The 21,783-nt window shown below is 65.7% G+C and carries 22 protein-coding genes and 1 pseudogene; 8 read left to right on the top strand and 15 right to left on the bottom strand.

The window, feature by feature from the left end; all coding sequences use genetic code 11:
* Nucleotides 1-2 precede the first annotated feature (2 nt).
* From GA645_RS12710 to GA645_RS12740, 7 genes and pseudogenes are all read right to left on the bottom strand, one after another.
* Nucleotides 3-902 carry an acetoacetate decarboxylase family protein gene (locus GA645_RS12710; RefSeq protein WP_152223262.1) on the bottom strand — a complete coding sequence of 300 codons (900 nt, stop codon included), beginning with the start codon at nucleotides 900-902 and terminating at the stop codon, nucleotides 3-5.
* 310 nt (nucleotides 903-1,212) lie between these two features.
* On the bottom strand, nucleotides 1,213-1,815 hold the full coding sequence (locus tag GA645_RS12715) for a hypothetical protein (protein WP_152223264.1): 603 nt from the start codon (nucleotides 1,813-1,815) through the stop codon (nucleotides 1,213-1,215).
* Between the two features lie 13 nt (nucleotides 1,816-1,828).
* Nucleotides 1,829-2,308, bottom strand: coding sequence for a DUF2846 domain-containing protein (locus tag GA645_RS12720; protein WP_152223266.1), 480 nt, complete (start codon nucleotides 2,306-2,308; stop codon nucleotides 1,829-1,831).
* Nucleotides 2,309-2,481: 173 nt separating this feature from the next.
* Entirely contained in the window at nucleotides 2,482-2,736 is a 255-nt protein-coding gene (locus GA645_RS12725) for a hypothetical protein (RefSeq protein WP_152223267.1), read from the bottom strand.
* A gap of 630 nt (nucleotides 2,737-3,366) precedes the next feature.
* A pseudogene (locus GA645_RS12730) lies at nucleotides 3,367-3,960 on the bottom strand (MFS transporter); the annotation flags it as partial.
* A gap of 166 nt (nucleotides 3,961-4,126) precedes the next feature.
* A complete protein-coding gene (locus GA645_RS12735; protein ID WP_152223271.1) occupies nucleotides 4,127-4,606 on the bottom strand; it encodes a MarR family winged helix-turn-helix transcriptional regulator in 480 nt (159 codons plus the stop codon).
* A gap of 98 nt (nucleotides 4,607-4,704) precedes the next feature.
* A complete protein-coding gene (locus GA645_RS12740; RefSeq protein ID WP_152223273.1) occupies nucleotides 4,705-5,610 on the bottom strand; it encodes a LysR family transcriptional regulator in 906 nt (301 codons plus the stop codon).
* A 187-nt stretch (nucleotides 5,611-5,797) separates the two neighbouring features.
* On the opposite strand from GA645_RS12740, the gene GA645_RS12745 reads away from it, so the two are divergent.
* Genes GA645_RS12745 through GA645_RS12755 form a run of 3 tightly spaced genes read left to right on the top strand, consistent with a single transcriptional unit; the run spans nucleotide 5,798 to nucleotide 8,661 of the window.
* Nucleotides 5,798-6,577 (top strand): SDR family NAD(P)-dependent oxidoreductase, encoded by a 780-nt coding sequence (locus GA645_RS12745; protein ID WP_152223275.1) that lies wholly within the window; start codon nucleotides 5,798-5,800, stop codon nucleotides 6,575-6,577.
* 20 nt (nucleotides 6,578-6,597) lie between these two features.
* The gene (locus GA645_RS12750) at nucleotides 6,598-7,356 is read left to right on the top strand and encodes an SDR family NAD(P)-dependent oxidoreductase (RefSeq protein ID WP_152223276.1); all 759 of its coding nucleotides are present in this window, start codon (nucleotides 6,598-6,600) and stop codon (nucleotides 7,354-7,356) included.
* A 48-nt stretch (nucleotides 7,357-7,404) separates the two neighbouring features.
* On the top strand, nucleotides 7,405-8,661 hold the full coding sequence (locus GA645_RS12755; RefSeq protein ID WP_152223278.1) for an NAD(P)/FAD-dependent oxidoreductase: 1,257 nt from the start codon (nucleotides 7,405-7,407) through the stop codon (nucleotides 8,659-8,661).
* A gap of 54 nt (nucleotides 8,662-8,715) precedes the next feature.
* On the opposite strand, the gene GA645_RS12760 is transcribed toward GA645_RS12755, so the two are convergent.
* A complete protein-coding gene (locus GA645_RS12760; protein ID WP_152223280.1) occupies nucleotides 8,716-9,765 on the bottom strand; it encodes an ABC transporter substrate-binding protein in 1,050 nt (349 codons plus the stop codon).
* A 230-nt stretch (nucleotides 9,766-9,995) separates the two neighbouring features.
* Here GA645_RS12760 and GA645_RS12765 point away from each other — a divergent pair, with 230 nt between their 5' ends.
* Complete coding sequence (locus GA645_RS12765) at nucleotides 9,996-11,483, top strand: PucR family transcriptional regulator ligand-binding domain-containing protein (protein ID WP_152223282.1); 1,488 nt, start codon at nucleotides 9,996-9,998, stop codon at nucleotides 11,481-11,483.
* Here GA645_RS12765 and GA645_RS12770 read toward each other — a convergent pair.
* From GA645_RS12770 to GA645_RS12780, 3 genes are all read right to left on the bottom strand, one after another.
* Nucleotides 11,473-11,817, bottom strand: coding sequence for a cupin domain-containing protein (locus tag GA645_RS12770; protein ID WP_152223284.1), 345 nt, complete (start codon nucleotides 11,815-11,817; stop codon nucleotides 11,473-11,475). The two genes, GA645_RS12765 and GA645_RS12770, sit on opposite strands and share 11 nt — an antisense overlap.
* Nucleotides 11,818-11,835: 18 nt before the next feature.
* Entirely contained in the window at nucleotides 11,836-13,221 is a 1,386-nt protein-coding gene (locus GA645_RS12775) for an FAD-binding oxidoreductase (RefSeq protein WP_152223286.1), read from the bottom strand.
* Nucleotides 13,222-13,343: 122 nt separating this feature from the next.
* Entirely contained in the window at nucleotides 13,344-13,835 is a 492-nt protein-coding gene (locus GA645_RS12780) for a GNAT family N-acetyltransferase (RefSeq protein WP_152223288.1), read from the bottom strand.
* A 215-nt stretch (nucleotides 13,836-14,050) separates the two neighbouring features.
* Between GA645_RS12780 and GA645_RS12785 the strand changes: the two genes are divergently transcribed.
* The 3 genes from GA645_RS12785 to GA645_RS12795 all read left to right on the top strand — a co-directional run bounded on the left by GA645_RS12785 (nucleotide 14,051) and on the right by GA645_RS12795 (nucleotide 16,209).
* Complete coding sequence (locus GA645_RS12785; RefSeq protein ID WP_152223290.1) at nucleotides 14,051-14,386, top strand: hypothetical protein; 336 nt, start codon at nucleotides 14,051-14,053, stop codon at nucleotides 14,384-14,386.
* 435 nt (nucleotides 14,387-14,821) lie between these two features.
* Nucleotides 14,822-15,745, top strand: coding sequence for a glyoxylate/hydroxypyruvate reductase A (locus GA645_RS12790; protein ID WP_152223292.1), 924 nt, complete (start codon nucleotides 14,822-14,824; stop codon nucleotides 15,743-15,745).
* A 71-nt stretch (nucleotides 15,746-15,816) separates the two neighbouring features.
* Entirely contained in the window at nucleotides 15,817-16,209 is a 393-nt protein-coding gene (locus GA645_RS12795) for a GFA family protein (protein ID WP_152223294.1), read from the top strand.
* A 14-nt stretch (nucleotides 16,210-16,223) separates the two neighbouring features.
* Here the strand turns inward: GA645_RS12795 and GA645_RS12800 are convergent, their stop codons facing one another.
* Nucleotides 16,224-17,192 (bottom strand): GlxA family transcriptional regulator, encoded by a 969-nt coding sequence (locus GA645_RS12800; RefSeq protein WP_152223296.1) that lies wholly within the window; start codon nucleotides 17,190-17,192, stop codon nucleotides 16,224-16,226.
* 91 nt (nucleotides 17,193-17,283) lie between these two features.
* Here GA645_RS12800 and GA645_RS12805 point away from each other — a divergent pair, with 91 nt between their 5' ends.
* Nucleotides 17,284-18,057 (top strand): MBL fold metallo-hydrolase, encoded by a 774-nt coding sequence (locus tag GA645_RS12805; RefSeq protein ID WP_152223298.1) that lies wholly within the window; start codon nucleotides 17,284-17,286, stop codon nucleotides 18,055-18,057.
* A gap of 7 nt (nucleotides 18,058-18,064) precedes the next feature.
* Here the strand turns inward: GA645_RS12805 and GA645_RS12810 are convergent, their stop codons facing one another.
* The 3 genes from GA645_RS12810 to GA645_RS12820 form a co-directional block, all read right to left on the bottom strand.
* A complete protein-coding gene (locus tag GA645_RS12810; protein WP_152223300.1) occupies nucleotides 18,065-18,697 on the bottom strand; it encodes a metalloregulator ArsR/SmtB family transcription factor in 633 nt (210 codons plus the stop codon).
* A gap of 13 nt (nucleotides 18,698-18,710) precedes the next feature.
* Nucleotides 18,711-19,346 (bottom strand): hypothetical protein, encoded by a 636-nt coding sequence (locus tag GA645_RS12815; RefSeq protein WP_152223302.1) that lies wholly within the window; start codon nucleotides 19,344-19,346, stop codon nucleotides 18,711-18,713.
* Nucleotides 19,347-20,367: 1,021 nt separating this feature from the next.
* A complete protein-coding gene (locus tag GA645_RS12820) occupies nucleotides 20,368-21,561 on the bottom strand; it encodes an amidohydrolase family protein (protein WP_152223304.1) in 1,194 nt (397 codons plus the stop codon).
* Nucleotides 21,562-21,783: the final 222 nt, after the last annotated feature.

The raw sequence follows: 21,783 nt of genomic DNA on the forward strand, positions 1-21,783 counted from the left end.
GATCACGGGTTGGTTTCCAGAAGCGTAGGAAGATGCAGCACGATCTGCGCGTCCTTGACGACGTCCAGGCGAACCATCGTCGAGGCTCCCAGCCCGTCCAGCAGCTGGCTCAAGGGCCCGCCATTGCGCGTGAGCCTTGCCTCGCGGGGGAAGAGCCGCTGCGCGAACTCCAGTGTATTGCTCTGCACCTGTGTCTGGTGCCAGCGGCCATCGACCTGGTGGACCATGGTTGTGCTGCCCAGGCGCGATTGCGGCGGGACTGTGTTCAGTTCTGGCAGCGGAGCCTGGAGGACCAGGTCGGCAGTGCCATCCGGCGCAGCGATGCTGGCGTATACATCGCTACCGATGGCCAGCGTGATGCCGGCACGCCATTTGGGCAGCTGGTAGCCATGCACGCCGCGCACCCGGGCGATTTCGGTGGAGACCGGCAGGGCCAGCACATGGGCGACGAAACTGCGCCGGCGCATTGCGTCGAGCAGCTCCAGCGCATGGCTGCCACGGGCGCCTGGACGGCGGATGACCACAGCGACCGAGACTTCGTCGTAAGGGTCGTTGTCGCACACCGAGTACGAGAAGAAGGTGAGGGCGACCAGCCCATGGCCGGGGAGCGCGCGCAGCGGCTCCAGCGGGGAGGGTAGCGCCGCGCGCAAGCGGTCGATGGGCGCCAGGAAAAGGAGCTGGATGCTGCTGGTGCGGTAGTAGAAGTTGGGCGCCCAGGTCGGCCCGACCCGCGATGCGATCAACTGCTTGGGAATGCGCCGGAAGTAGTCGATGTTCCCGGCGGACGGGTCTTTGGCCACTTCGTCCAGGTCCGGGTTCATCCGATAGCGGTCGTAGTAGCCGTCCTCGATCACTTCAACGGTGTGCGTGCCGAACTCGATTTCCTTGAACCGTACTGTCATCTGCTTGCCCTTTTCAGTGCGCTCTGGGAAGTCGCCCGACGTACCGGTCGTGCGACTGACAGTAGAACCCTAAGGTTAAAGTTAACTTTAATGTCAAGGTCTTTCGCGAAGCGATCAGGCCCAGGCTGATCTCACGGGCGAGACGAATGGCCAGGAAGGGGCGATTGGCGCGGAGGGGGGCGGCGTCACGGAACAGGCCGGTGGGGAGGTGTTGTGACGGGCGTCGGGCCCATGAAGTGGGGCCCGCGCTCGATGGCAGATAGTGATCTGCTGGGTGCACCGGCTGCCGGGAAGGCGCCGGTGCCGTGGCTTACTGCGGCTCGACGCTGACGGCGACGGCGGACGTGATGCGCAGCACCACCTGATGGCCCACGTACTCGGGCTTCATTTCCACGTCAGGGCGCACCTTGACGGTGTCCTGGTTACCGTCGGCGAATTGCAGGGTCGCGGTGCGCTTGGCGGTATCGATGGACTTGATCACGGTGGTGACCTCGACGGTATCGGCCGAGACCATGGCCGGCTTGTCGCCGAGGCGCGAGGTGGCCAGCAGGCTGGCGGCACCGTCCACGGCCGCTTCGCCGGGCTTGCGCAGGTAGACGATGCGCTCCAGGACGACGACGGCCTTGACCCGATCCCCGACCTTGAGCTGGTTGAAGTTACGCATCTCCGGCGGTGCCTGGATGGTGCGGCTGTTGCCCTGTTCGTCCTTGAGCGTGAAGGTGCGCTTGGCCGTGTCAATGGCCGAGACCGTGGCCCGCAGCTCCTCCGTCTCGGTAACCGCATTGCCCGGCACGCCTTTGGCGACGGTCTCGGTGCGGTCGTACTCGGTGTTCAGCGGCTGGTCGGCCTGGCTCTGGCAGCCGACCAGCAGGGCTGCGGCCAGTGGCAGGAAAACAAAACGGGATGCACTCACGGCGGGTCCTTGCTTATGGTGTTTGAGGTTCGGTTTCGCGAATTTCGTAGACGGCGTTGTCCGGGCGCATGGGCGTCACGCGGATCAGGTAGCTGGGGCCGGGCTGGAGGAGCATCATTTCATTCAGGTTGAAGCGCACGTCGAGCTTCAGGTACTTGATCTCGCCTGGCGCGATGGAGAAAGTCTGCTTGATGTCGCGCGGTTCCCAGCTCGCCTTGCGGGTCAGGCCGGTCACGCGGAGGCTGTGATTGCCTGGCGCAAGCTCGACGCGGCGATAGGAATTGAACTCCAGCGTACCGACGCTCTGCTCGTCGATCAGGATGTCCGGGTAGGAGAAGCGCAGGGGTTGCCGGCCCGGATTGTCGGCCTTGGGGCGGTACAGGTAGAGGGTCGCCTGCTTCGGACTGCTGGGGGGGATGGGTTCGAAATAACCGGGGCCGCTGCAGCCCGTGAGCAGGAGAAGGAAAGCGAGGAAAATAGGGAGCCGGCGCATGACGGTCTTTCGTGGCGGCCTGGAGCGGCTCAGCGTACCAGAGCCCCTGAGCGTCGTTCAATGCGCACTTGTACGATTATTGCGCCCGCCGCTGGCGGAGTGCGGCCCGTCACATTCGTCCAGGGCCGCTGTGCTCCAACAACTTCACCTGCGGCCCGGTTCGCGCTGACTGCTCAGTACTTGATGTCCCGAGCCCGCTCACGTCCTTGTTGCTTGGTCTGCCGTTTGTCCTGCCGGCATTCGTAGTTGTTTTTCTGATCCGCGGCGCGGCAGTTCTGCTTGGTCTGGCGGGCATCCTGGCGGGTTTCCTGGCGGACGTCGCGCGCCTCTCGACGTTGTTGAGCCTGCTGCGTCGCCCCCCAGGATGTGCCGACCGAAGCCACGAGGAGGGTCGCAGTCAACAACGCGGTAAATAGAGATCTTGCCATGGCATCGTGCCTCCAACTGAGGTGTCGGGAATGTCAGTACAGTCGATTTCTCCGGCGCTTGCCGGGTGATGTCGCTGGGTCGACGAAAGGTGTGAGCGGGCTGCCGCCATCAGCCATGTTGCTGGACTTTCAAGGTCGCCCGGCGCCAGTCTTGTCGTTGGCCCGTTCGTCGACTTGAACGGGCAGCGCCAGCCCGTGATTCTGCCCTGAAGGTGCTGGATAGAGCAGCAGCAAGCAGGGCAGCCAGGGGATTGTAAGTGGTATGAGCCTGGCGATTGAGGGATCTAGTCCATTTGGACGAGGCAATACGCCGCAGCATTTTCATAGTCTCGAACCACCCCTGGTTCTCCCTCAAGGGCGGTGAAGGCAATGAAAACAAAAAAAATCTGCCTGGCTGCGGTTCTCTGCGCTCTCTCTGCAGCCTATGTCCTGCTATTGGTCCAGCCCAAACCGGCTGCTGTGGCCAGTGCCGTCTATTGCAACGCCAATTACCCCAGCTGCTACGCGCCCGCTCCGTCGATCAGCCGGCTGCTGCCCTGATCGCCGACGCCAGGCACGTAACAGCCTGCGCGGGCCGTGCCCTGCGCAGGGCAGGACGCTGCTGCGCCTGACCTAGGGCATACAAGGCGGGTAGGCCCGCGACTCCGGCAGGCGCAGGTAGAGCCGCGCCGCCACCAGGAGCGGCGCCCAGCCGCCGATATGGAACACCAGTTGCCAGTGCTCGGCGCCGGCCGACATGCCGGCCAGCGACGCCAGCGCGCCGCCCAGTGGCACACCGCAGTACATCAGGCTGACCGCCGTGGCGCGGCGGGCGCTGCCGGCGGCCTCGGAGGTCAGGGCGATCAGGTTGGGCAGCGCGGCGCCGAGGCCCAGGCCGGTCATGAAGCGCGCCGCCAGCAGGCTGTCGAGGCTCCAGCTCTGGGCAGTGAGCAGGGAGAACAGACCGAACAGCGCCACCGCGGCGGTCAGCACGCGCTTGCGTCCGATGCGGTCCGCCAGCAGGCCGCCGAGGAGCGCACCGGGCAACAGGCCGAGAATGCTCGCGCTGAAGACCCAACCGAGCTGGATCTTGTCCAGGCCGAAGTGCGCGGCGATCCCTGGCCCGGCAATGCCCGAGGACTGGATGTCGACGCCTTCGAGCAGGGCAACGAGGAAGCACAGCAGGATGGTGAGGCGAGTGGCAGCGGTTCGCCGCGCCGCCGGAGCAGGGGTAGTGTCGTTCATGCCAATAGCGCTCTTGTAGTTTTTGTAGTTCGCAAATTAGTTAATTAAATTAACTAGTTTGTCGATGCCAGGAGGCTTGAACGGATTCGTCAACGGCACGGCCGTCCACCGCCGCGGGGCGGTGGACGGGGGCGATCAGGAAACTGGAGGGGAGCGGGGCGGGGAATTACGCGGGGGTATGGATCTTCTGCAGCAGGCCGAGCAGTTGTTCGCGTTCTGCGTCGTTGAGGCCGGCGGTGGCGTCGAGGTCGCTCTGCAAGGCGACGTCCTTGAGCTGCTTGAGCAGGGTTTCGCCTGCCTTGCTGAGGAAGATGCCGTAGGAGCGCTTGTCCGGCTTGCAGCGTACCCGCACCGCCAGTGCCCGGGTTTCCAGCTTGTTCAGCAGCGGCACCAGTTGCGGCGGCTCGACGCTCAGGGCGCGGGCGAGGTCAGCCTGCATCAATCCGGGATTGCTCTCGATGATCGCCAGGGCGGTGAACTGCGCCGGGCGCAGATCGAACTTGGCCAGCTCGTTCACCAGGTGCTGGAACACCGACAGCTGGGCGCGGCGCAGGGCGTAGCCGACGTAGCTGTCCAGGGGCGAACTCAGGTCCGGGCTGGCGGCCTCCTGGACCTCGTCATCGGGAGCAGCGCTTTTCTTGGCCATACGGTTACTCGTGTTAACGATTTTGGGCGATCTTCGCACTTTTTCGGGTGGGCTGGCCAGACGGTACGGATTTTCCACGCGCGCCGATGCGCTTGAACTCAGGAACGGGGCGGCTCGTCCTTGAACACCTGGCGCATCAGCTCAAGGTAGCGCCGGGCACCCAGGCCGAGCGGGCGGGACTTTATCCAGATGACGTCGACCCAGAGCCGCAGGCGGCTGGCCATGTTGTCGAAGCGGACTTCCGTGACCGCGCCCGAGGCAATCAGCGGTTGCACCAGGGGTTGCGGCAGGTAGGCCCAGCCAAGGCCGGACTGGATGAACTCCAGGGTGGCCAGGTAGCTGTCGGTCAGCCAGATGCGCCGCGACAGCACCATGCGCGGGTCGGACCCGGTGGACTTGCCCGAGGCGACGATGATCTGCCTCTGCTCCGCGAGCTGCTCCTCGCGCAGCGGCACGTCCTTATGCCGGGCGACGGGATGCTGCGGCGAGGCCACCGCGACGAGCAACTGGCTGCCCGCTTCGAGGAAGGACTCGCGCTCGTCGATGCCGGGGCGCTCGAACACCAGGGCCAGTTGCACGGCGCCTTCGTGGAGCATGCGTACCGCTTCCGCCTGCGTGGCCGAGCGGACCTCGATCTCCAGGCCGGGGAACTCCTCGGCCAACTGCACCAGGGGTTGGCCCCAGCGGCCGGTTTGCAGCTCCGGCGCAATCGCGATGCTCAACCGCTGTTCGAGCCCCTTGTGCAACTGCAACGCCTGGGCGTCGAGCAGGTTCAGCTGGCAGATCACCTGCCGGGCCTGGGGCTCCAGGGCCAGTGCGGCCTCGGTGGGCAGGGCCTTGCGGGTGCTACGGTCGAACAGGATGAGATCCAGCTCCGCTTCCAGTTGTGCCACCGCCATGCTGACGGCGGATGGCACGCGGCCGAGCTTGCGCGCGGCGGCGGAGAAGGAGCCGCTGTCCAGCACGGCGAGGAAGATCGAAAGCGAGTCGCTGGAGAATGCCATGGTTTTCAAGAATCCTGATGACGATCTTCGCCGGGTCCGGAGTTGCTGGCCTGAGTCCATTGAAACTCGAGAGTTGGCCTGTCTGGTTGTCAGATTAGCTGATGACAATCGTCTTTTTCGATCTTCCGGATGAGCTTACTTTGGTTCGCAATATTCGAACGAATGCATGCAGCCCAAGGAGGCAGTTATGCCGAATGCACAATGGCACGGCCAGGTCGCGTTGATCAGCGGCGCCGGCAGCGAGCAGGGGATTGGAATGGCGATTGCGCGGCGGCTCGGCCAGTGCGGCGTGAAGCTTATCGTCACCGCCAGCAGCCCGCGTCTGTTCGACCGCGTGGAACAACTGCGCGCCGAGGGATTCGACGCCGAAGGACGGCTGGCGGACCTCTCTGACGAGGCCCAGGTGGGCGCCCTGGTGGAATGGGCCGAAGCGCTCTGGGGCCGCATCGATATCCTGGTCAATAACGCCGGCATGGCCATGCAGGGCAGCCCGGAGCCCTTCGCCGACGTGGTCGACACCGATCTGGCGGCATGGAACCTGGCGCTGTCGCGCAACCTGACCACGGCCTTCCTGCTCACCCGCGGGGTGCTGCGCGGCATGAAAGCGCGTGGCTATGGGCGGGTGGTGCAGGTCAGTTCCACCACCGGCACTCGCGGCAGCAACCCCGGCGAGGCGGCCTACAGCGCGGCCAAGGCGGGGATGGTGGGCATGAACATGGGACTGGCGCTGGAAGTCGCCCGCCATGGCATCACCGTGAACAGCGTGGCGCCAGGCTGGATCGCCACCGGCTCCTCCACCGAAGAAGAAGCCATCGCCGCGCGCCATACGCCCGTCGGCCGGGCAGGGCGACCCGAGGAAGTTGCCGCCGCCGTGGCCTTCCTGGCGTCGCCGGAAGCGAGCTATGTGACCGGTGAGATGCTGGTCATCGACGGCGGCAACTGCCTGGTCGAAAACAAGGCGCCCTGAGTCCACGAAGGAATACAGCGATGAGCAATCCAGTGGTTCTGATAACCGGTGCGTGCGGTGGGCTGGGGCAGGCGTTGGTGCAGCGATTCGCCACCTCGGGTTGGTGGGTGTTCGCCACCGATCTGGACGGCGAGGCGTTGCGGCGCCTGGCGGAGGCGGAGGGCCTGGCTGGCAGCAGCGCGGGTGACATCCGCCAGCCTGCCGAATGTCGGCGGATAGTGGCCGATGCGGTAGCGGTGGCCGGGCGCATCGATGCGCTGGTCAATGCCGCCGGCGTCTGGCGCGAGGGGCCGGTCGATGAATGCAGTGAGGAGGACTTCGACATCGTGCTGGACGTCAACCTCAAGGGGACCTTCTTCATGTGCTCGGCGGCGATTCCGCATCTCAAGGACACCGAGGGGGCAATCGTCAACATCTCCAGCGATGCCGGCCGCCAGGGCAACCGCAATGCCGCCGCGTACTGTGCGAGCAAGGGCGGAGTGACGCTGCTGAGCAAGACCCTGGCGCTGGACCTGGCGCCCTTCGGCGTGCGCTGCAATACCGTGTCGCCGGGCGACATCGAGACACCCATGCTGCGCTTCCAGGCCGAGCGTTACGGCGGCGGCGATCCCCAGGGCTACTACCGCGAGCTGCTCGACAAGTATCCCCAGGGTGACAGGGCAGCGTTCATCCAGCCCGCCGAAGTCGCGGAGCTGGTGCATTTCCTCTGCCAGTCATCCGCTCGCTCGATCACGGGCGCGGACCTGGCGATCGATCGTGGCGTCTCCGCGGGCAACTGAGCGTCCCGATCCACCGTAGTCATGAGAACCACAAGGAAGGTCTCGCCCATGAACAACCTGCACCCGGAAAAGGATTCGCTCGTGCATCGTCCCATCGCCTGGCACGTCACCCACTGGAGCCAGGACATCTATTGCCAGGGCGCGTACAGCACGCTTCTGCCCGGTGGCACGCCGGCACATCGCGCGGCCCTGGGCGAATGCCTGGGCGGCCGTCTGGTCATTGCGGGTGAGGCCTGCAACCCCAAAGCGCCGGCCATGGTTCACGGCGCCTGGGACGACGGTATCCGGGCGGCGAATCTGGCCGTTCGCGCCGGCGCTCGTCGGGTCATCGTGATCGGCGCGGGATGCGCGGGCCTGGGCGCCTCCCGTCACTTGCGCGCACAGGGCATCGACTGCGTCGTGCTTGAAGCCCGGGAGCGCATTGGTGGCCGCACCCACAGCCTGCAACTGGGGCCGGTGACCGTGGATGTGGGCGCCGCCTGGCTGCAGCAGTTCGCCGACAATGCCTTGGCTCGCGAGGCGGAACGTCTGGGTTTGCGCCTGGTGGGGACTGATTTCAGCCAGCCTCTGGCTGCCGCCAGCGACGGACCTGTCGATGGCGTCGATGCCGCCTGGGAAGCGCTGCGCCGGGGAATCGATCGACGGCTGCCTCTGGCCGAGGGTGTGGAGCGCTACCTGGCAGCCCTGGAGCCGGCCGAGGCGCGCGCAACACGCTATGCCATCGACGGCAACCTGATCATCGAGGCCTGCCTGCCGCTGGTGGAGCTGTCGGTGGAGTCGCTGGACGAGGACGGTGTCGGCAACAACGACCATTTCCTGCCCGGCGGCTACAGCCAGGTCGTCGACCACCTGGCAACCGGGCTCGACATTCGGCTGGGGCAGCCGGCCACGCGGATCGACTGGCAGGGCGGCGAAGTCCGGGTGAACGACGAGCGCGGCGACTTCTGCATCTGCACCGTGCCGCTGGGGGTGCTCAAGACGCTGCAGTTCGTCCCGGAGCTGCCGCAGCCCCAGCAGGACGCCATGGCCCACCTGGGCATGGGAACGCTGGAGAAGGTGGTGCTGCAGTTCGAAGAGCGTTGGTGGCCGCGTTCGCCGACAGGCTATCTGCGTTGGTACGACACGCCGGCCAGTTGGGTCGAATGGCTGGACCTGACCGATGCGGTCGGCAAACCCACCGTGGCCGGGCTTATTGCGGCGGACGCCGTGGAGCGGCAGTTCAGCGGCCGCAATGACGAGGAAATCGCCCTGGCTGCCCGCGATGCCCTGCAAGCCTGGGCCTGTGCGGTCGAGGCGACGCTCTGAGATTCGTGGATGAAGGCCCGCCATCGGCGGGCCTTTTCATGGGGCGCCTCGGACTCAGCGCGCTGCCCAGGCATTGAAGCGCTGCTGCAGCTGCTCGCCGTGGTCGGCCCAGAAGCTGGCGTTCATCGCCAGTTGCTTGTCCAGGTTCTCCGGCGCGCTGGGCAGATCGCGGGCCTGGGCGGGGGCGATCTCGGCGGCGGCGGCGAGGTTCACCGGGCCATAGGCAATGTGGTCGGAGTAGGCCTTCTGCTGCTGGGTCTGCAGGGCGAACTCGATGAACTTGCGGCCCTCCGCGGCGTTCTTCGCGCCCTTGGGAATGGCGTAGGTCTCGATGTCGTAGATACCGCCGTTCCAGACGACCTTCAGGTTGCTTTCGTTCTGCACCGCGGCGATGCGGCCGTTGTACACCGCGCTCATCACCACATCGCCGGACATCAGGTACTGCGGCGGTTGCGCGCCGGCTTCCCACCACTGGATGTACGGCTTGATCTCGTCGAGCTTGCGGAAGGCGCGGTCCTGGCCTTCCTGGGTGGCGAGCAGGTCGTAGATGTCCTTGTAGGGCACGCCGTCGGCCATCAGCGCGTACTCCAGGGTGTACATCGGGCTCTTGCGCAGCCCGCGCTTGCCCGGGTACTTCTTCACGTCCCAGAAGTCGGCCCAGCCGGTGGGTGCGACCTTCAGCTTGTCGGCGTTGTAGGCCAGCACCGTGGACCAGACGAAAATACCGGCGCCGCAGGGCTGGACGGCGCCCTTGACCAGCTTGGGCGTCATGGCGGCGATGGCCGGGTCGCTGCCCAGTTCCTCCAGCAGGCCTTCGTCGCAGGCACGGGCCAGTTCGGGCATTTCCAGTTCCACTACGTCCCAGGTGACGCTGCCGGTGTCGACCTGGATCTTGACCTTGGCCATCTCGCCGTTGAACTCGTCGGCAATGATCTTGCTGCCGGTCTGGGCGCTGTAGGGCTCGTAATAGGCTTTCTGTTGCGCGGCCTTGTTGGCGCCACCCTGGGAGGCGACGGTGATGTCGGCCAGGGCGTGGGTTGAAAGGCTGGCGATGGAAAGGCAGGCAATGGAAAGTGCGATGGCGCTGCTCAGAGACTTTGGCATTGTTATGGGCTCCGATGGGTCGTTGGGTGCTGCCGGTGGCAGTGGGCCGGACGGTGAGGTGGGTGCGGCTTGCGCACCAGTTTCGCCACGGGACGGGCGTCGCGATATCAGACGGATTTACAAATCGGCATGACCTGGTTCATATCTTTGTATGGAGTTCATGGCGCTGGGCCGATGGGATCCTCTGCCGTTGAAAACCGCGGGTGAAACCCCCGCCTGCCGGAGATGCCATGTCGATTTCGATTCAGGACCTGCTCGCTGCCCCCGCGCTCTCCACGCGCCTGGTCAGCGGCGCCAGCCAGGCCGGGCGGCGCCTGCGCTGGGCGCATGTGTGCGAACTGCCCGACCCGTCGCAGTGGCTGGGTGAAGGCGAGCTGCTGATGACCACTGGAATCGGCATCCCGGCCGGTGCCGGCCCGCAGCGGGAATACATCGAGCGCCTGGCGGCGGCCCACGTCGCCGGGCTGATGATCGGTGAGAACATGCAGGCGCCCGAGGAGCTCGGCTCGCTTTACGACACGGCGCTGCGCCTGGACTTTCCCGTGCTGCTGATCCATCACTCGGTGCCGTTCTCGGCCGTCGCCCGGGCCATCATCGACGCCAGTCGGCAGGAGGAGCAGGAGCGCCGCAACGCGGTGACGCGCATCTACGAAAGCGCCCGTATGGGGCTGCGCAACCTCGGCCTGGAGTTCCTGCTGCAACGCCTGACAGCGGACCTGCACGCGCAGCTCTACCTGTTCGACGTCGCGACGCTGGAGCCCTGGCATGCCGGGCTCAGGCCGCTGCCGGCGCATTGGCGCGAGGCTCTGGGGAAGCGCTCGCCTACTGCGACCACGGTGACCCGCCTGGCGTCGGAGGAGGGCGATGGCCTGACCATGGCGCTGCCGTCGGTGCCGGCCTGCAAGATTCTCGCGTGCGGCGGTGGCCTTCTCGACTACGGCCTGCTGCACCATGTGACGGCGGTGTTGGGGATCGAGCTGGAGCGGCAGCAGGTCGAGCATGAGCGGGTGCTGCGCCAGGGCGGGGAGCTGCTGGACGATCTCCTGCAACAGCGGCTCAATGAACGACCCGCCCATGAACGACTCGCCGCCATGGGCTGTCAGGTGGGCGACGCGGTGTTCGCCGTGGCTCGCTGCCAGGCGGAGCTGCCCGAGCGCTGGTCGCAGCGCCTGCATCTGCAAGGTGTGACGCTGCTGGCGCGGGTGCAGGGCGAGGAGCTGATCCTGCTGCTGGCCTCGCTCGAGGCCGCCGAGCAGGTCCAGCAGGTGCTCGGTTATCCGCTGGGCCTGTCCAATCCCCTGGGGCATGCCGGCCGCACCGGCGAAGCGCTGCGCGAGGCGCGCCTGGCCCTGGCCCATGCGTCGGCCAATCGTCTGGTCGCCCATTACGGCCGCGCCGCCGGGGAACTGCTGTGGCTGCCGTCGAGCCTGGAAGAGGCACTGTTGGTCTACCGCCGCGCGCTGGGCGCCCTGGCGGATTACGACGCGAAGCAGGGCGCCCAGTTGCAGCACACGCTGCAGGTCTTCCTCGAACAGAACCGCTCCTGGCAGAAGACCGCCGAACGGCTCAACGTGCACCGCCAGACGCTGGTCTACCGCATCCGCCGCATCGAGGAGATCACCGGCCTGTCGCTGGATTCCACCGAGGATGTGGCGGTGCTCTGGATCGCCCTGCGCGCCGGGCAGATATCCGGCATCGGCGCCGGCCTCAGGGAATGATCACGAAGCTCTTGCGCAGGGTTTCGCGGATGTCCCAGGTGCCGTGGCAGTTCGCCGGGAAGAGGATGGCGTCACCCGCGCGCAGCTCGATCGGCTCACCCTCGTCGGGGATGAAGAAGCCGTGGCCGCTGATGAAGTGGCTGAACTCGCGCTCCATGACCTGACGGCGGAAGCGCCCCGGCGTGCATTCCCAGACGCCGGTGTTGAGGCCGCCCTGGCCCGCGGCGGCGTGGGTGGCGGCCGCGGCCACCGGCGTGCCGATGGGTTCCTTGGCGGCAACGGCGGCGGGTAGGGCGAAGCCAGCGGTATCGGGCAGATGGATCAGGGGATTCATGGGGGTCTCCTTGCGTGCTCAGACGCTCTTGTCTTCCAGGCCCGCCGGGGCGAATTTGCTCAGTTGCAGGTCGATCCAGGACGGCTTGCGGTTCTTCGATTCCTGCGCCTCCTTGCGCTGCACCGCGCCGCGCACCAGCAGGCCACCAAAGTAGCGGACGGGTTCCGGGGGGAAGCGCTTGGGACGACGCCCCACCAGGCCGCAGCGGCTCCACTCGTCATTGCGCCCCAGCACCAGGCTGGCGAGGATGCGCCCGCCCAGGCGAGTCGGGCCGACGCCGTTACCGCTCCAACCGATGCCGTAAAAGATGTGCGGCGCGCCTTCCAGATGACCGAACACCGGCATGCTGTCGTAGGTGCGGTCGATGGGGCCGCACCAGGTGTGGCTGATCGGCTCGTCGGCGAGTTGCGGGTAGGTACGGCGGAAGTCCTGTTCGGTCTCCTCGGCCAGCCGTGGGTTGTCGTCGAAGCTTTCGTCGATCTGGCTGGCGTAATTGATCATCCCGGTGCCCTTGCCGAAGGCGATGCGGCCGTCCTGGGTAGTGCGGTAGAAGTCGACCATCAGCTGCGAATCGGTGATCGACTCGCCGCCGGTCCAGCCGATCTGCTCCAGGCGCTTCGGGATCGGATTGGTGGCGACGATGGTGCTGGTGACCGGCAGGATCACCCGGCTCAGCTCCGGAATCTGCGCGGCCCAGGCGTTGGTGGCGAGCACCACGCGGCGCGCGGTGACCGAGCCGCTCGGCGTGCGCAGCACGGCGGGTTGGCTGCGCTGGATGTCTTCGACGGGCGTGTTCTCGAAGATGCGTACGCCTTTCTCCAGCGCCACCCGGCGCAGGCCACGGGCGAGGCGGGCGGGCTGGACCGTCGCGTTGCTGTCCTCGATGACGCCCTCCAGGTGCTGGCGGGAGCCGGCGCGGCGCTCCACCTCGTTGTCGGGGAGCGAGCGGAAGACCCTGGCGCCGAGGTTCTCGCAGGTGCGCTGCACGCCTTTCCAGGCGCCGCGCTGAGCGTCGCTGGTGGCGGTCCACAGCCAGCCGCCCCGGCGGAAGTGCGCGTCGATGCCGTGCTCCTCGCAGAACTTGCCGATCTCCGCGATGTTCGCCTCGGAGGCGCGGGCCAGGCGCAGGGCCTCTTCCTGGCCACACTGCGCCACCAGCGAACTGATCTTCGGCCACCAGGACATGACGAAGCCGCCGTTGCGCCCCGAGGCGCCGCCGCCGCAGATATCGCGTTCGAGAATCACGATCCGGCACTTGGGATCGAGTTCCAGCAGGCGCAGCGAGGTCCACAGCCCGACGAACCCGCCGCCGATGATGGCGACATCGACGTCGAGGTCCTCCTGCAAGGAGGCGGTCGGAGCAAGTTCGTCGGCGATTTCCTGGAGCCAGAGGGAGCGTTTCATGGCGAGGGTCCATGGGTTGTTGTTTCCCCATAATCTCGCCGCACTGGCCTGCCGCTACCTATTGTGCATTCCTAAGGTTCGAGTGGCAGTTGTTCATACAAATGCATGAATGAAGACGCAGCCTACAGCGTCATCACCATCTCGTGCCACGCCATGCCGCCGTGGTCCGATGCGGACGGGCGCACGTACTGGTAGCCGTAGCGGCGGTAGAGATCGACGTGGCGCTCCTTGCACATCAGGTGAATGGTCTGCTTGCCCATGTCCTTCATGCGCTCGATGAAGGTGCGCATCATCAGCGAGGCATAGCCCTTACCCTGGTGGGCGGGGTCGATGACCACCGACATGATCAAGACGTTGGGCGCATCGGCGTCATGGCCAATCAGCTCTTTGAATTCCTCGTCGGACATCACCACGTCATGGGCGCAGCCGCTGTTGATGAAGCCGATCACCTCGCCGTCCAGCTCCATGGTCAGGAAGCCTTGCGGATACTGGGCGATGCGCGTGGCGATCTTTGCCTCGGTCGCCGCTTCATCGCCCTCATAGGCGGAAATCTCGATCTGGTAGCAGCGCGCGACATCGGCCGGGGTGGCCATGCGGAAGGTGGGCGTAGTCATGATGGGTATCGATTTCCTGCCCAATGAACGGGCTCCGGGTGAATGCACCTGGCTATGGTAAACATTCAACGAAATGCATGAAGTGCATTTGATTCGGCGAAGGATGAAAACCATGCACGCCAATCTGTCCCGCCTCGACCTTATGGAGGGCAGGGCGCATTTCGCGCTCGGGGTTGTCCCATGACTTGGCGGGTCAGGGCAACAGCATTACGGCAGTGGACTGCTTTGCTGATGACGACGTGGTGGTTGCCAGTGCGCCCCATCCGAGGATTTTCGACTCGCTGAGCCTTGCGCAGCATCTCGCCGAGCGGCATGTGGCGGTGCAATTGCCCAGCCTGATGGCCGCGCCGGGAGTCATTTCCCGCTCGGACTACGTGCTCACCCTGCCGCGTCAGGCGGCACGGCATTTCGTCGAAGGCGCGTCCCTGAATCCGTTTGCCGCGCCGTTCCAGGGGCCTCGCTACAGCCTCCAGTTGCTCTACCTCATCCGCAACGTCAGTACGGCTGGCCATCGGTGGTTGCGGGAGCAGACTGTCGATTGCGCTGCATGACATGCCGATGGGCCTGAGGATGGGGCTGGGAGCGTTAGCTTCGGACCCAAAGCGGCCTGTCGAATCGTACGATGCGAAGCGCGCCTGGTGACCGGCAGCGGCGAGGAGGCCGTGCTGCTGGTGAACGACTTTGGCGTTTTCCATGTGTTGCAGCGCTTGCGCTGGCCCGAAGGGGTATCACCCAGAAAACAATGTAGGAGCGGGCCATGCCCGCGAAATCAGGCGCGCCCGCCGCTATCACAGGTAGCACGGTTCGCCATTGCGCAGGTGGGGAAATCCAGTGGCGCGGGACCCGCTGCTGGAGGAGAAGGAACCGCTACGCGAAGCCGACGAGTACCCTGGCTGCGTTTGGCCGTTGGGCGTGACGAAGGCGGTACGCAGGGCTCGTGCGCTCCGGGCTTGGAAAAAACTCATGAACAAGGTGAGGAACAGGACGTGATCTTTCTCTACAACGCGGAGCCGGAAAATGCAGAGCAATGGAGCAGCCTGCTGGCAGCCCGACTGCCGGACCTGGAGTTCGTCGAAGGCTTCGATGCTGTCGATCCGGCGCGCGTGCACTACCTGCTGACCTGGGAGCCGGTTACCGATATCGGGCGCTATACCAACCTGCGCATCCTCTTCGCGGCGGGTGCCGGGGTGGACCAGTTCGACCTCTCGGCGATCCCGGATTCGGTTGCGCTGGCGCGCATGGTCGATGAATCGCTGGCAGACATCATGGCGGAGTTCGTGGTGCTCTCCGCGCTGGCGATACACCGCGAGATGCCCGCCTATCGTGTGGCCCAGGCCGCTCAGGTGTGGGAGACGCGGAGCATCCTCCCGGCCTCTGCCAGCCGCGTCGGCGTCATGGGCCTCGGCCAGCTGGGCATGGCCTGCCTGGCGCAGTTGCGCCACCTGCGTTTCCAGCTGCTGGGCTGGAACCGTTCGGCGCGCCAGCTCGACGGGGTGAAGACCTACACGGGCCGGGAGGAGCTGGAAACCTTCCTATCCCAGTGCGACATCCTGGTCAACCTGCTGCCGCTGACCGACAGCACCCGCGCTATCCTCGACCGCGAGACGCTCGCCTGCCTGCCGCAGGGCGCCGGGCTGATCAACGTCGGCCGTGGCGAGCATGTGGTCGAGGCCGACCTGCTGGCGGCGCTGGATTCAGAGCAGGTCGGCGCGGCGATTCTCGATGTCTTTGAACGCGAGCCGCTGGCGGCGGGTCATCCGTTATGGTCGCATCCGCGCGTCTGGGTCACCCCGCACATCGCCAGCACCATGCAGGTGGAAGGCGGCGCGGCGGTGGTGGCGGAAAACATCCTTCGGGACCTTGAAGGCCGGGAACTGCTCTACACCGTGGACCGGGCAGCCGGTTACTGACGGCCGGCGAGGCCCGCTCGGCGGGCTTTGCGGTAAAGCACGCAAGGGCTCGATGGCAGAGGAGGTGCAGCATGGAACGATTCACCGGTGGTTGCCTGTGCGGCAACGTCCGTCTCGTGGCGTCAGGGCGGCCCTATCGGGTCGGCCTGTGTCATTGCCTGGATTGCCGCAAGCATCACGGTGCGCTGTTCCATGCGTCGGCGATATTCCCCCAGGAGGCGGTGGCGATCGAAGGCGAAACCCGTGACTACGCCGGGCGGCATTTCTGTCCGCGTTGCGGATCGTCGGTGTTCGGGCGCAGCGGCGATGAGGTCGAGGTGAACCTGGGTTCACTGGACGCTCCTGACCAGCTCAGGCCGACCTATGAGCTCTGGACGATTCGCCGTGAGAGCTGGCTGCCGCCGTTTCCGCTGTCGCGGCATTACGAGCGGGATCGTAATGCCACGGGGCGTTCCGAGGAATAGGCAGATACCGGGGCTCAGAATCGTGCAAAGCGCTGTCGATACTGCGCCGGCGTGAAGTCGGTCAGTTCCTTGAACATCCGCCGCAGGTTGGAGTCGCTGCTGAAGCCGAGTTCCTCGCTTATCGCACTGATGGACGCCGAGGTCAGTGTGAGGCGTTCACCGACCTGGCTGAGCTTGATGCGCCGGGCGTAGGCGGCCACGGCGGTCCCGGTTTCGCTGCGCACCCGACGCGCCAGGGTGCGCTCCGTGAGGCCGAGTCCATCTGCCAGTTTCTGCACCGTGATCTGTTCCGCCGGCAGGCTTTCCACCAGCAGGTGGAGTCGCTGAAGCAGGCCGCTGGGCTGCCCGATCAGGCTGATGGTCTGGAAAACGTCATGGGACTGCGCAGGGCGTGGGAGCACCATCAGTTTGACGAGGTCGCGCAACACCTCGGCGCTGACGTGCCGCTCGATCAGCGACTGGGCGATCGGCAGGTAGCCGTTGACCCCACTGGCGGTGGCGTTGTGCGCGTTGAGGATGCAGTTCTTTTCGCTTTGCCAGCGTATCCGGGGGTAGCGCCTGTGCAGGGTCTCGGCCAGCCACCAGGTCACAGTCGCGGGCTGGCCGTCCAGCCTGCCACTGGCGGCGGCCAGGCAAACGCCTACGCAATAGCTCCACACCTGGCAGCGCTTGCTGAGTCGAGCCAGGGCCCTCAGCAAGTCGCTGTTGCCTGCCAGGGTGGCGTCGACCTGCTGCGGGGACTCCGCCCAGAATCCGGGGATCAGCAGGGCGTCGAGCGCGAGCTCGGCGATGCCGTGGTTCGCCGGCAGGACCAGCCCGTGGGCGCACTCGACCGGCCCGCTGCGCACGCCGACGTACTGGGTTGAAAAGAGCTCGACACCGGTTCTGCGATTGGCTGCGTGCAGCAGGTCGGCGAAGGCAAGCAGGCCCGCCGGCATGCAGCCGGGGAACAGCAGGAGGCCGATCTGAAGTGTTCTGGGCATGGCGAGAAATGAATTGATTGTGGCAGATGCTGCCATTATGGCGGCTGTTGCGGATCGGCACCATGGAGCCACACCTTAGGAGGGCTCCACGATGAAGATTCAACAGATCCGCAACGCGACTATCGTCCTCGAGCTGGCTGGGCATCGCATCCTGGTCGACCCGATGCTGGCGCCCAAGGGCGCGCTGCCGCCGCTGCGGGTATTGGCCGCGCGGCAGAGAAACCCGCTGGTCGAGCTGCCGGAGGAGGCCGAGCAGGCCCTTGAGGCGGTGACCCACTGCCTGATCACCCACTGCCAGAAGGGGCACTTCGATCACCTGGACCGGGCAGGCGTGCGCTGGCTGAGGGAGCGGGGGATTCCCGTGATCTGCACGCCTCGCGACGCGCCGTACCTGGCCCAGCGCGGGCTGAACGTCCAGCCGTTGCCGGATGATCACGAGCAGCCGTGCTCATTTCTCGGTGGTTGGATTCGCACAGTCCGCTGTACCCATGGCGAGGGCTTCGTCGGCAGGCTGATGGACCACGGCGTCGGCTACCTGATAGAGATGCCCGGCGAACCCAGCCTGTACCTGGCGGGAGACACGTTGCTGAGCTCTACCGTCCGCGACTTCGTGGTGCGGCACCAGCCAGGGGTCTGCGTCATCCCGGCCGGCGGTGCCCGCTTCGACATCGGCGCCGACATCATCATGGGCGTGGATGAGGTACTGGAGTTCATGCACCTCAGTCAGGGGACGGTGATTGCGAACCACCTGGAAGCCATCAGCCATTGCCCCGTTACCCGCGATGAACTGGCGACTGCCGCGATGCAGGCCGGTTTTGCCTCACGCTTGCTGGTTCCCGGCGACGGGCAGACGCTGAGTCTGTAGCCGGGCGTCAGCAGCCTGAGTCGTCTTCCGCCTGTTTCTTCAGGTGGAAGCGGCAGACCTGTCCGCCACGGTGCATGCATTCCAGGTGTTCCACCGGGTGCCCGCCGAGGGTGCCGATCAGCGCCAGGTCGAGTTCGCAGACTTCGGGGTAGAGGTCGGCCAGGTGATGGAACACGCAGTTGTGCGCGACGATCTCCAGCTCGCCGGAGCTGCGGGCGATGATCTGCGCTTCGTAGCCCGTGGCATTCAGGTGCTCGCTGATACGCGCCTCCGGCACCGGTTCGGACTCCAGTTCGGCCGCCAGGCGGGTGCCGAGCTTGCGCATCATCTGCAGCAGGGCGTCATGCCCGATGAGCTGGGCGATCTCGCCGATCAGCAGGTCGCCGAGCAGTTGGTACTGGCGAGGGAACAGCTCCCGGCCTTGGGCCGTCAGCAGATACAGCTGCTCAGGACGGCGCCCGGTCGGACGGGTGGGGCCGCGCACCACCAGGGCGTCGCGCTCCAGCGCCGCCAGGTGCTGGCGCACGGCGGTGCGGGTGACCGCCAGCTGTTCGGCCAACTCGTCGATGCTCATGCCGCCCGCCTGGTAGAGCAGGGCGGCGAGCAGGTCTTGCTGGGTGCGGCCCATTCCTTGAAGCATTCGCGTACCTCACTCAGAACTTGTCCGGGAACTGCTTGACCAGGGCGCCGTTCAACGCGTCGGCGAGCATCAGGATGTGATGCCGCATGGCTTCCCAGGTCTTGGCTTCGCCAACGTAGTCGTGGGCGCCGAGCTGGTCGATCTGCGCGATGTGCTGGGCGCCATGGGTGCTGAGCATGGCCACCAGGTCCTTCTCGGGCAAGTTGGGGTTGGCCGAGGCAAGGAACTTGGCGATGGCGCCGGCATTGCTGGTGAGGTCTGCAATGGCGGCTTTGCGCCCGGCGGCGTCCTTGGCGACGCTGGCGTCACTGTAGTGCTTCACGGCCATCCAGTGACCGGCCAGCAGCTTGAGCAACTGGTCGGCAGCGGGTTGGCCGTAGAGCGGCGCGATGGCGTTGGCAATGCTCGTGGCGTTGGCCACCACCTGGTCGGCGGCCACCTTGGCCTGGGCCTTGTCGCCGTTCTGGTTGGCCTGCACATAGTCGCGAATCCAGAAGATATGTTCCTGCCACAGGTCGCGCAGGGCCAGGCGGTTGTCCAGGGCGGCGGCGGAGGCTGTTGGGGCGCTGGTGCTGGCGTAGCTGGCGGCGAAGGTCGGGGCGCAGAGCAGGGCGGTGAGGACGAAGAGTATCGATGATCCGATTTTCATGACGGTAGCCTCTGAGGGGCGGAGATACTGCAAAATCTATTTAGGCATATAAAAATGCCGTAATTGGTTTATCCGACAAAAGGCTTGTCCTTGGGCGTAATGCTGCTCTGCCGCGACGCCCTGACGGGGTCGTGGCGTTTTTTGTAGCAGGATTGGCTTTTCGTAGGAGAGACGGGGGCGCCTGGCCCTTGTCCGCGAAAAAGCAAAACCGCCTGCCGGCGGATCGCGGAGCAGCTCCGCTCCTATATTGTTTTTGGGTGATACCCCTTCGGGCCAGCGCAAGCGCTGTTCGCGATGAAGCCGCGTCCCGCGTTCGCGGGGATGACGCTGAGGAATGCGAATCCAACTCCCGTAACTCCCGCGAACGCGGGAGCCCAAAAGACAGTTGCTTCTACGGGAGCAGAACCAGTTCGGCGCAGGCCCCCCAGCTTTTGTCTTGCTCGTGAGGATTTCCGGAGAAGTGTCCGCGCGCGCCGAACCGCCCCTTCAGGAGGCCGAGCGGAATCGCAGTTTCAGGGGTTGAGCGGCATGGATGCCGCGAGAGCGTCGTTGGGCCAGGGATGGCCCGTCGACGCGTGCCCCTGAAACTTCGATGGAGCGAAGCGAAGTAACAGCCGAAGGCTGGCCCGAAGGGTGAGCGCAGTGAATCACCCCGGCGAAGCCGGGGGCCGGATGCAGGGGCAGGACCTTTGGTTACTTTTTGTGGGGCGGCCATCCGCAGTTTGAGAAAGTAACTCGCCCGAGGGGGCGAAATAAAATCTCCCAGCACACGCCGAAGCGGCGCAGAAACACCCAAGCCCAGAAACGGCGGATGACGCTTGAAGCGTTATGCGCCCTACGGAAAGCAAAAGCATCGCGGTCGGAGTCCGCTCCTACAGAGTCAAGAGCTCTTCCCCTGCGCGCGGAGCGGCGTTTCACGTCAAGTGAACAGCATTACGCCCTTGAACGGGCCTGGGCTGTTCTTGAATGCACGAAGGGGCGATATCGTCGCCCCTTCGCGGTCAGCAGGTCAGCGCCGCGACTACTCGGGCTGGAACGGCAGGCGCGCGGGCACGCCCCAGAACCGGCCGTGGCGCACGATGGCCCGCTCCTGCGGGACGGCGGCCACGGCTGCCGCCGCGTTGGGCGCCTTGATGACGACGAAGCTGGCTTCATTGCCCACCTTCAGCCCGTAGTCGGCCTTGCCGATCACGCCGGCGGCGGCTTCGGTGGCCATGTCCAGGGCGACCCGCAGGTCCTCGTCGGTGTAGAAGCCGGAGCGGTAGCCCACCAGCATTGCGCGCTGCAGCATGTCGCCGTTGCCGTACGGCCACCAGGCGTCCTGGATGTTGTCATTGCCGGTAAACACCCGCACGCCGCCTTTGCGCAGGCGCAGCACGGGCGGGAAGTTACAGTCGCCCGGCGCGTTGGTCATGATCGACACGCCGGCAACGGCCAGTACTTCGGCGATGCGGTCGAGCTCGGCGGCCGAGATGTCGCCCAGGCCATAGGCATGACTGACCGCGACACGCCCTTGCAAGCCGAGGGCGCGGCTGCGCGCGGCGATGCGTTCGAGCTGGGCGGTGCAGATCTCGCCCGGTTCGTGCAGGTGGATGTCGAGCTTGACGCCATGCTTGTCGGCAATGCCGAAGACGATGTCGAGCTGCTCGTCGGCGGCGCCATCGAGGGTCGTCGGATCGATGCCGCCGACCACCTCCACGCCCTCGCGTGCGGCGGCTTCGAGCACTTCGGCGGTGCCGGGGCAGGACACCACGCCGGCCTGCGGGAAGGCCACCAGCTCGATATCCATCAGGCCCTTCCACTTCTCGCGGGCTTCCATGATCGCGTGCAGGTTGGTCAGCCCGGTGGTGGCGTCCACGTCGACGTGGCAGCGCATGGCGATGGTGCCGAACGAGGCGGCCTGGCGGATCAGCGCATCGGCGCGGCCGACGATGGGCGGTGCAGTGGCCAGCTCGCGCTTCTCGATGGCCAGGCGCTCGCGCAAGCTGTCGGTGTGCTGGTGCGGGCGCCAACGGTCGCCGACGAAGCTCTTGTCCAGGTGGATGTGGCCGTCGACGAAGCCCGGCAGGACCAGGTGGCCCTGCAGGTCGATGACCTCGGCGTGCGGCAGAGCAGGGCGGTCCTGGCCGATCTGGGCGATGCGCCCGTCCTTCACGGCGATGTTCAGCGGCAGGCCGTCGGCGTCGATGGCATTGATGAATAGGCGGTCGTTCATGGCAGGCCCTTTGCGGCGGGGCACGGCTTGAAGCCGGGCTCGGGATGGCGGCGTGCGGCCCCGCAAGTGAAAGCGGCGCACACGATAGGAGAGGCTCCCGATCATTAACAAATTAAATATGAAAATCCTTTTGATCCATTTCAAGAATGCTTGGAGTGTTGCGATCAGCACCCTTGGCGACGGTACAAACTATTAAGAATCAAACTGGACGTGATTCGTATA

Origin of the sequence: Pseudomonas sp. SCB32, from assembly GCF_009189165.1 — a bacterium.
In the GTDB taxonomy this organism is placed as follows: domain Bacteria; phylum Pseudomonadota; class Gammaproteobacteria; order Pseudomonadales; family Pseudomonadaceae; genus Pseudomonas.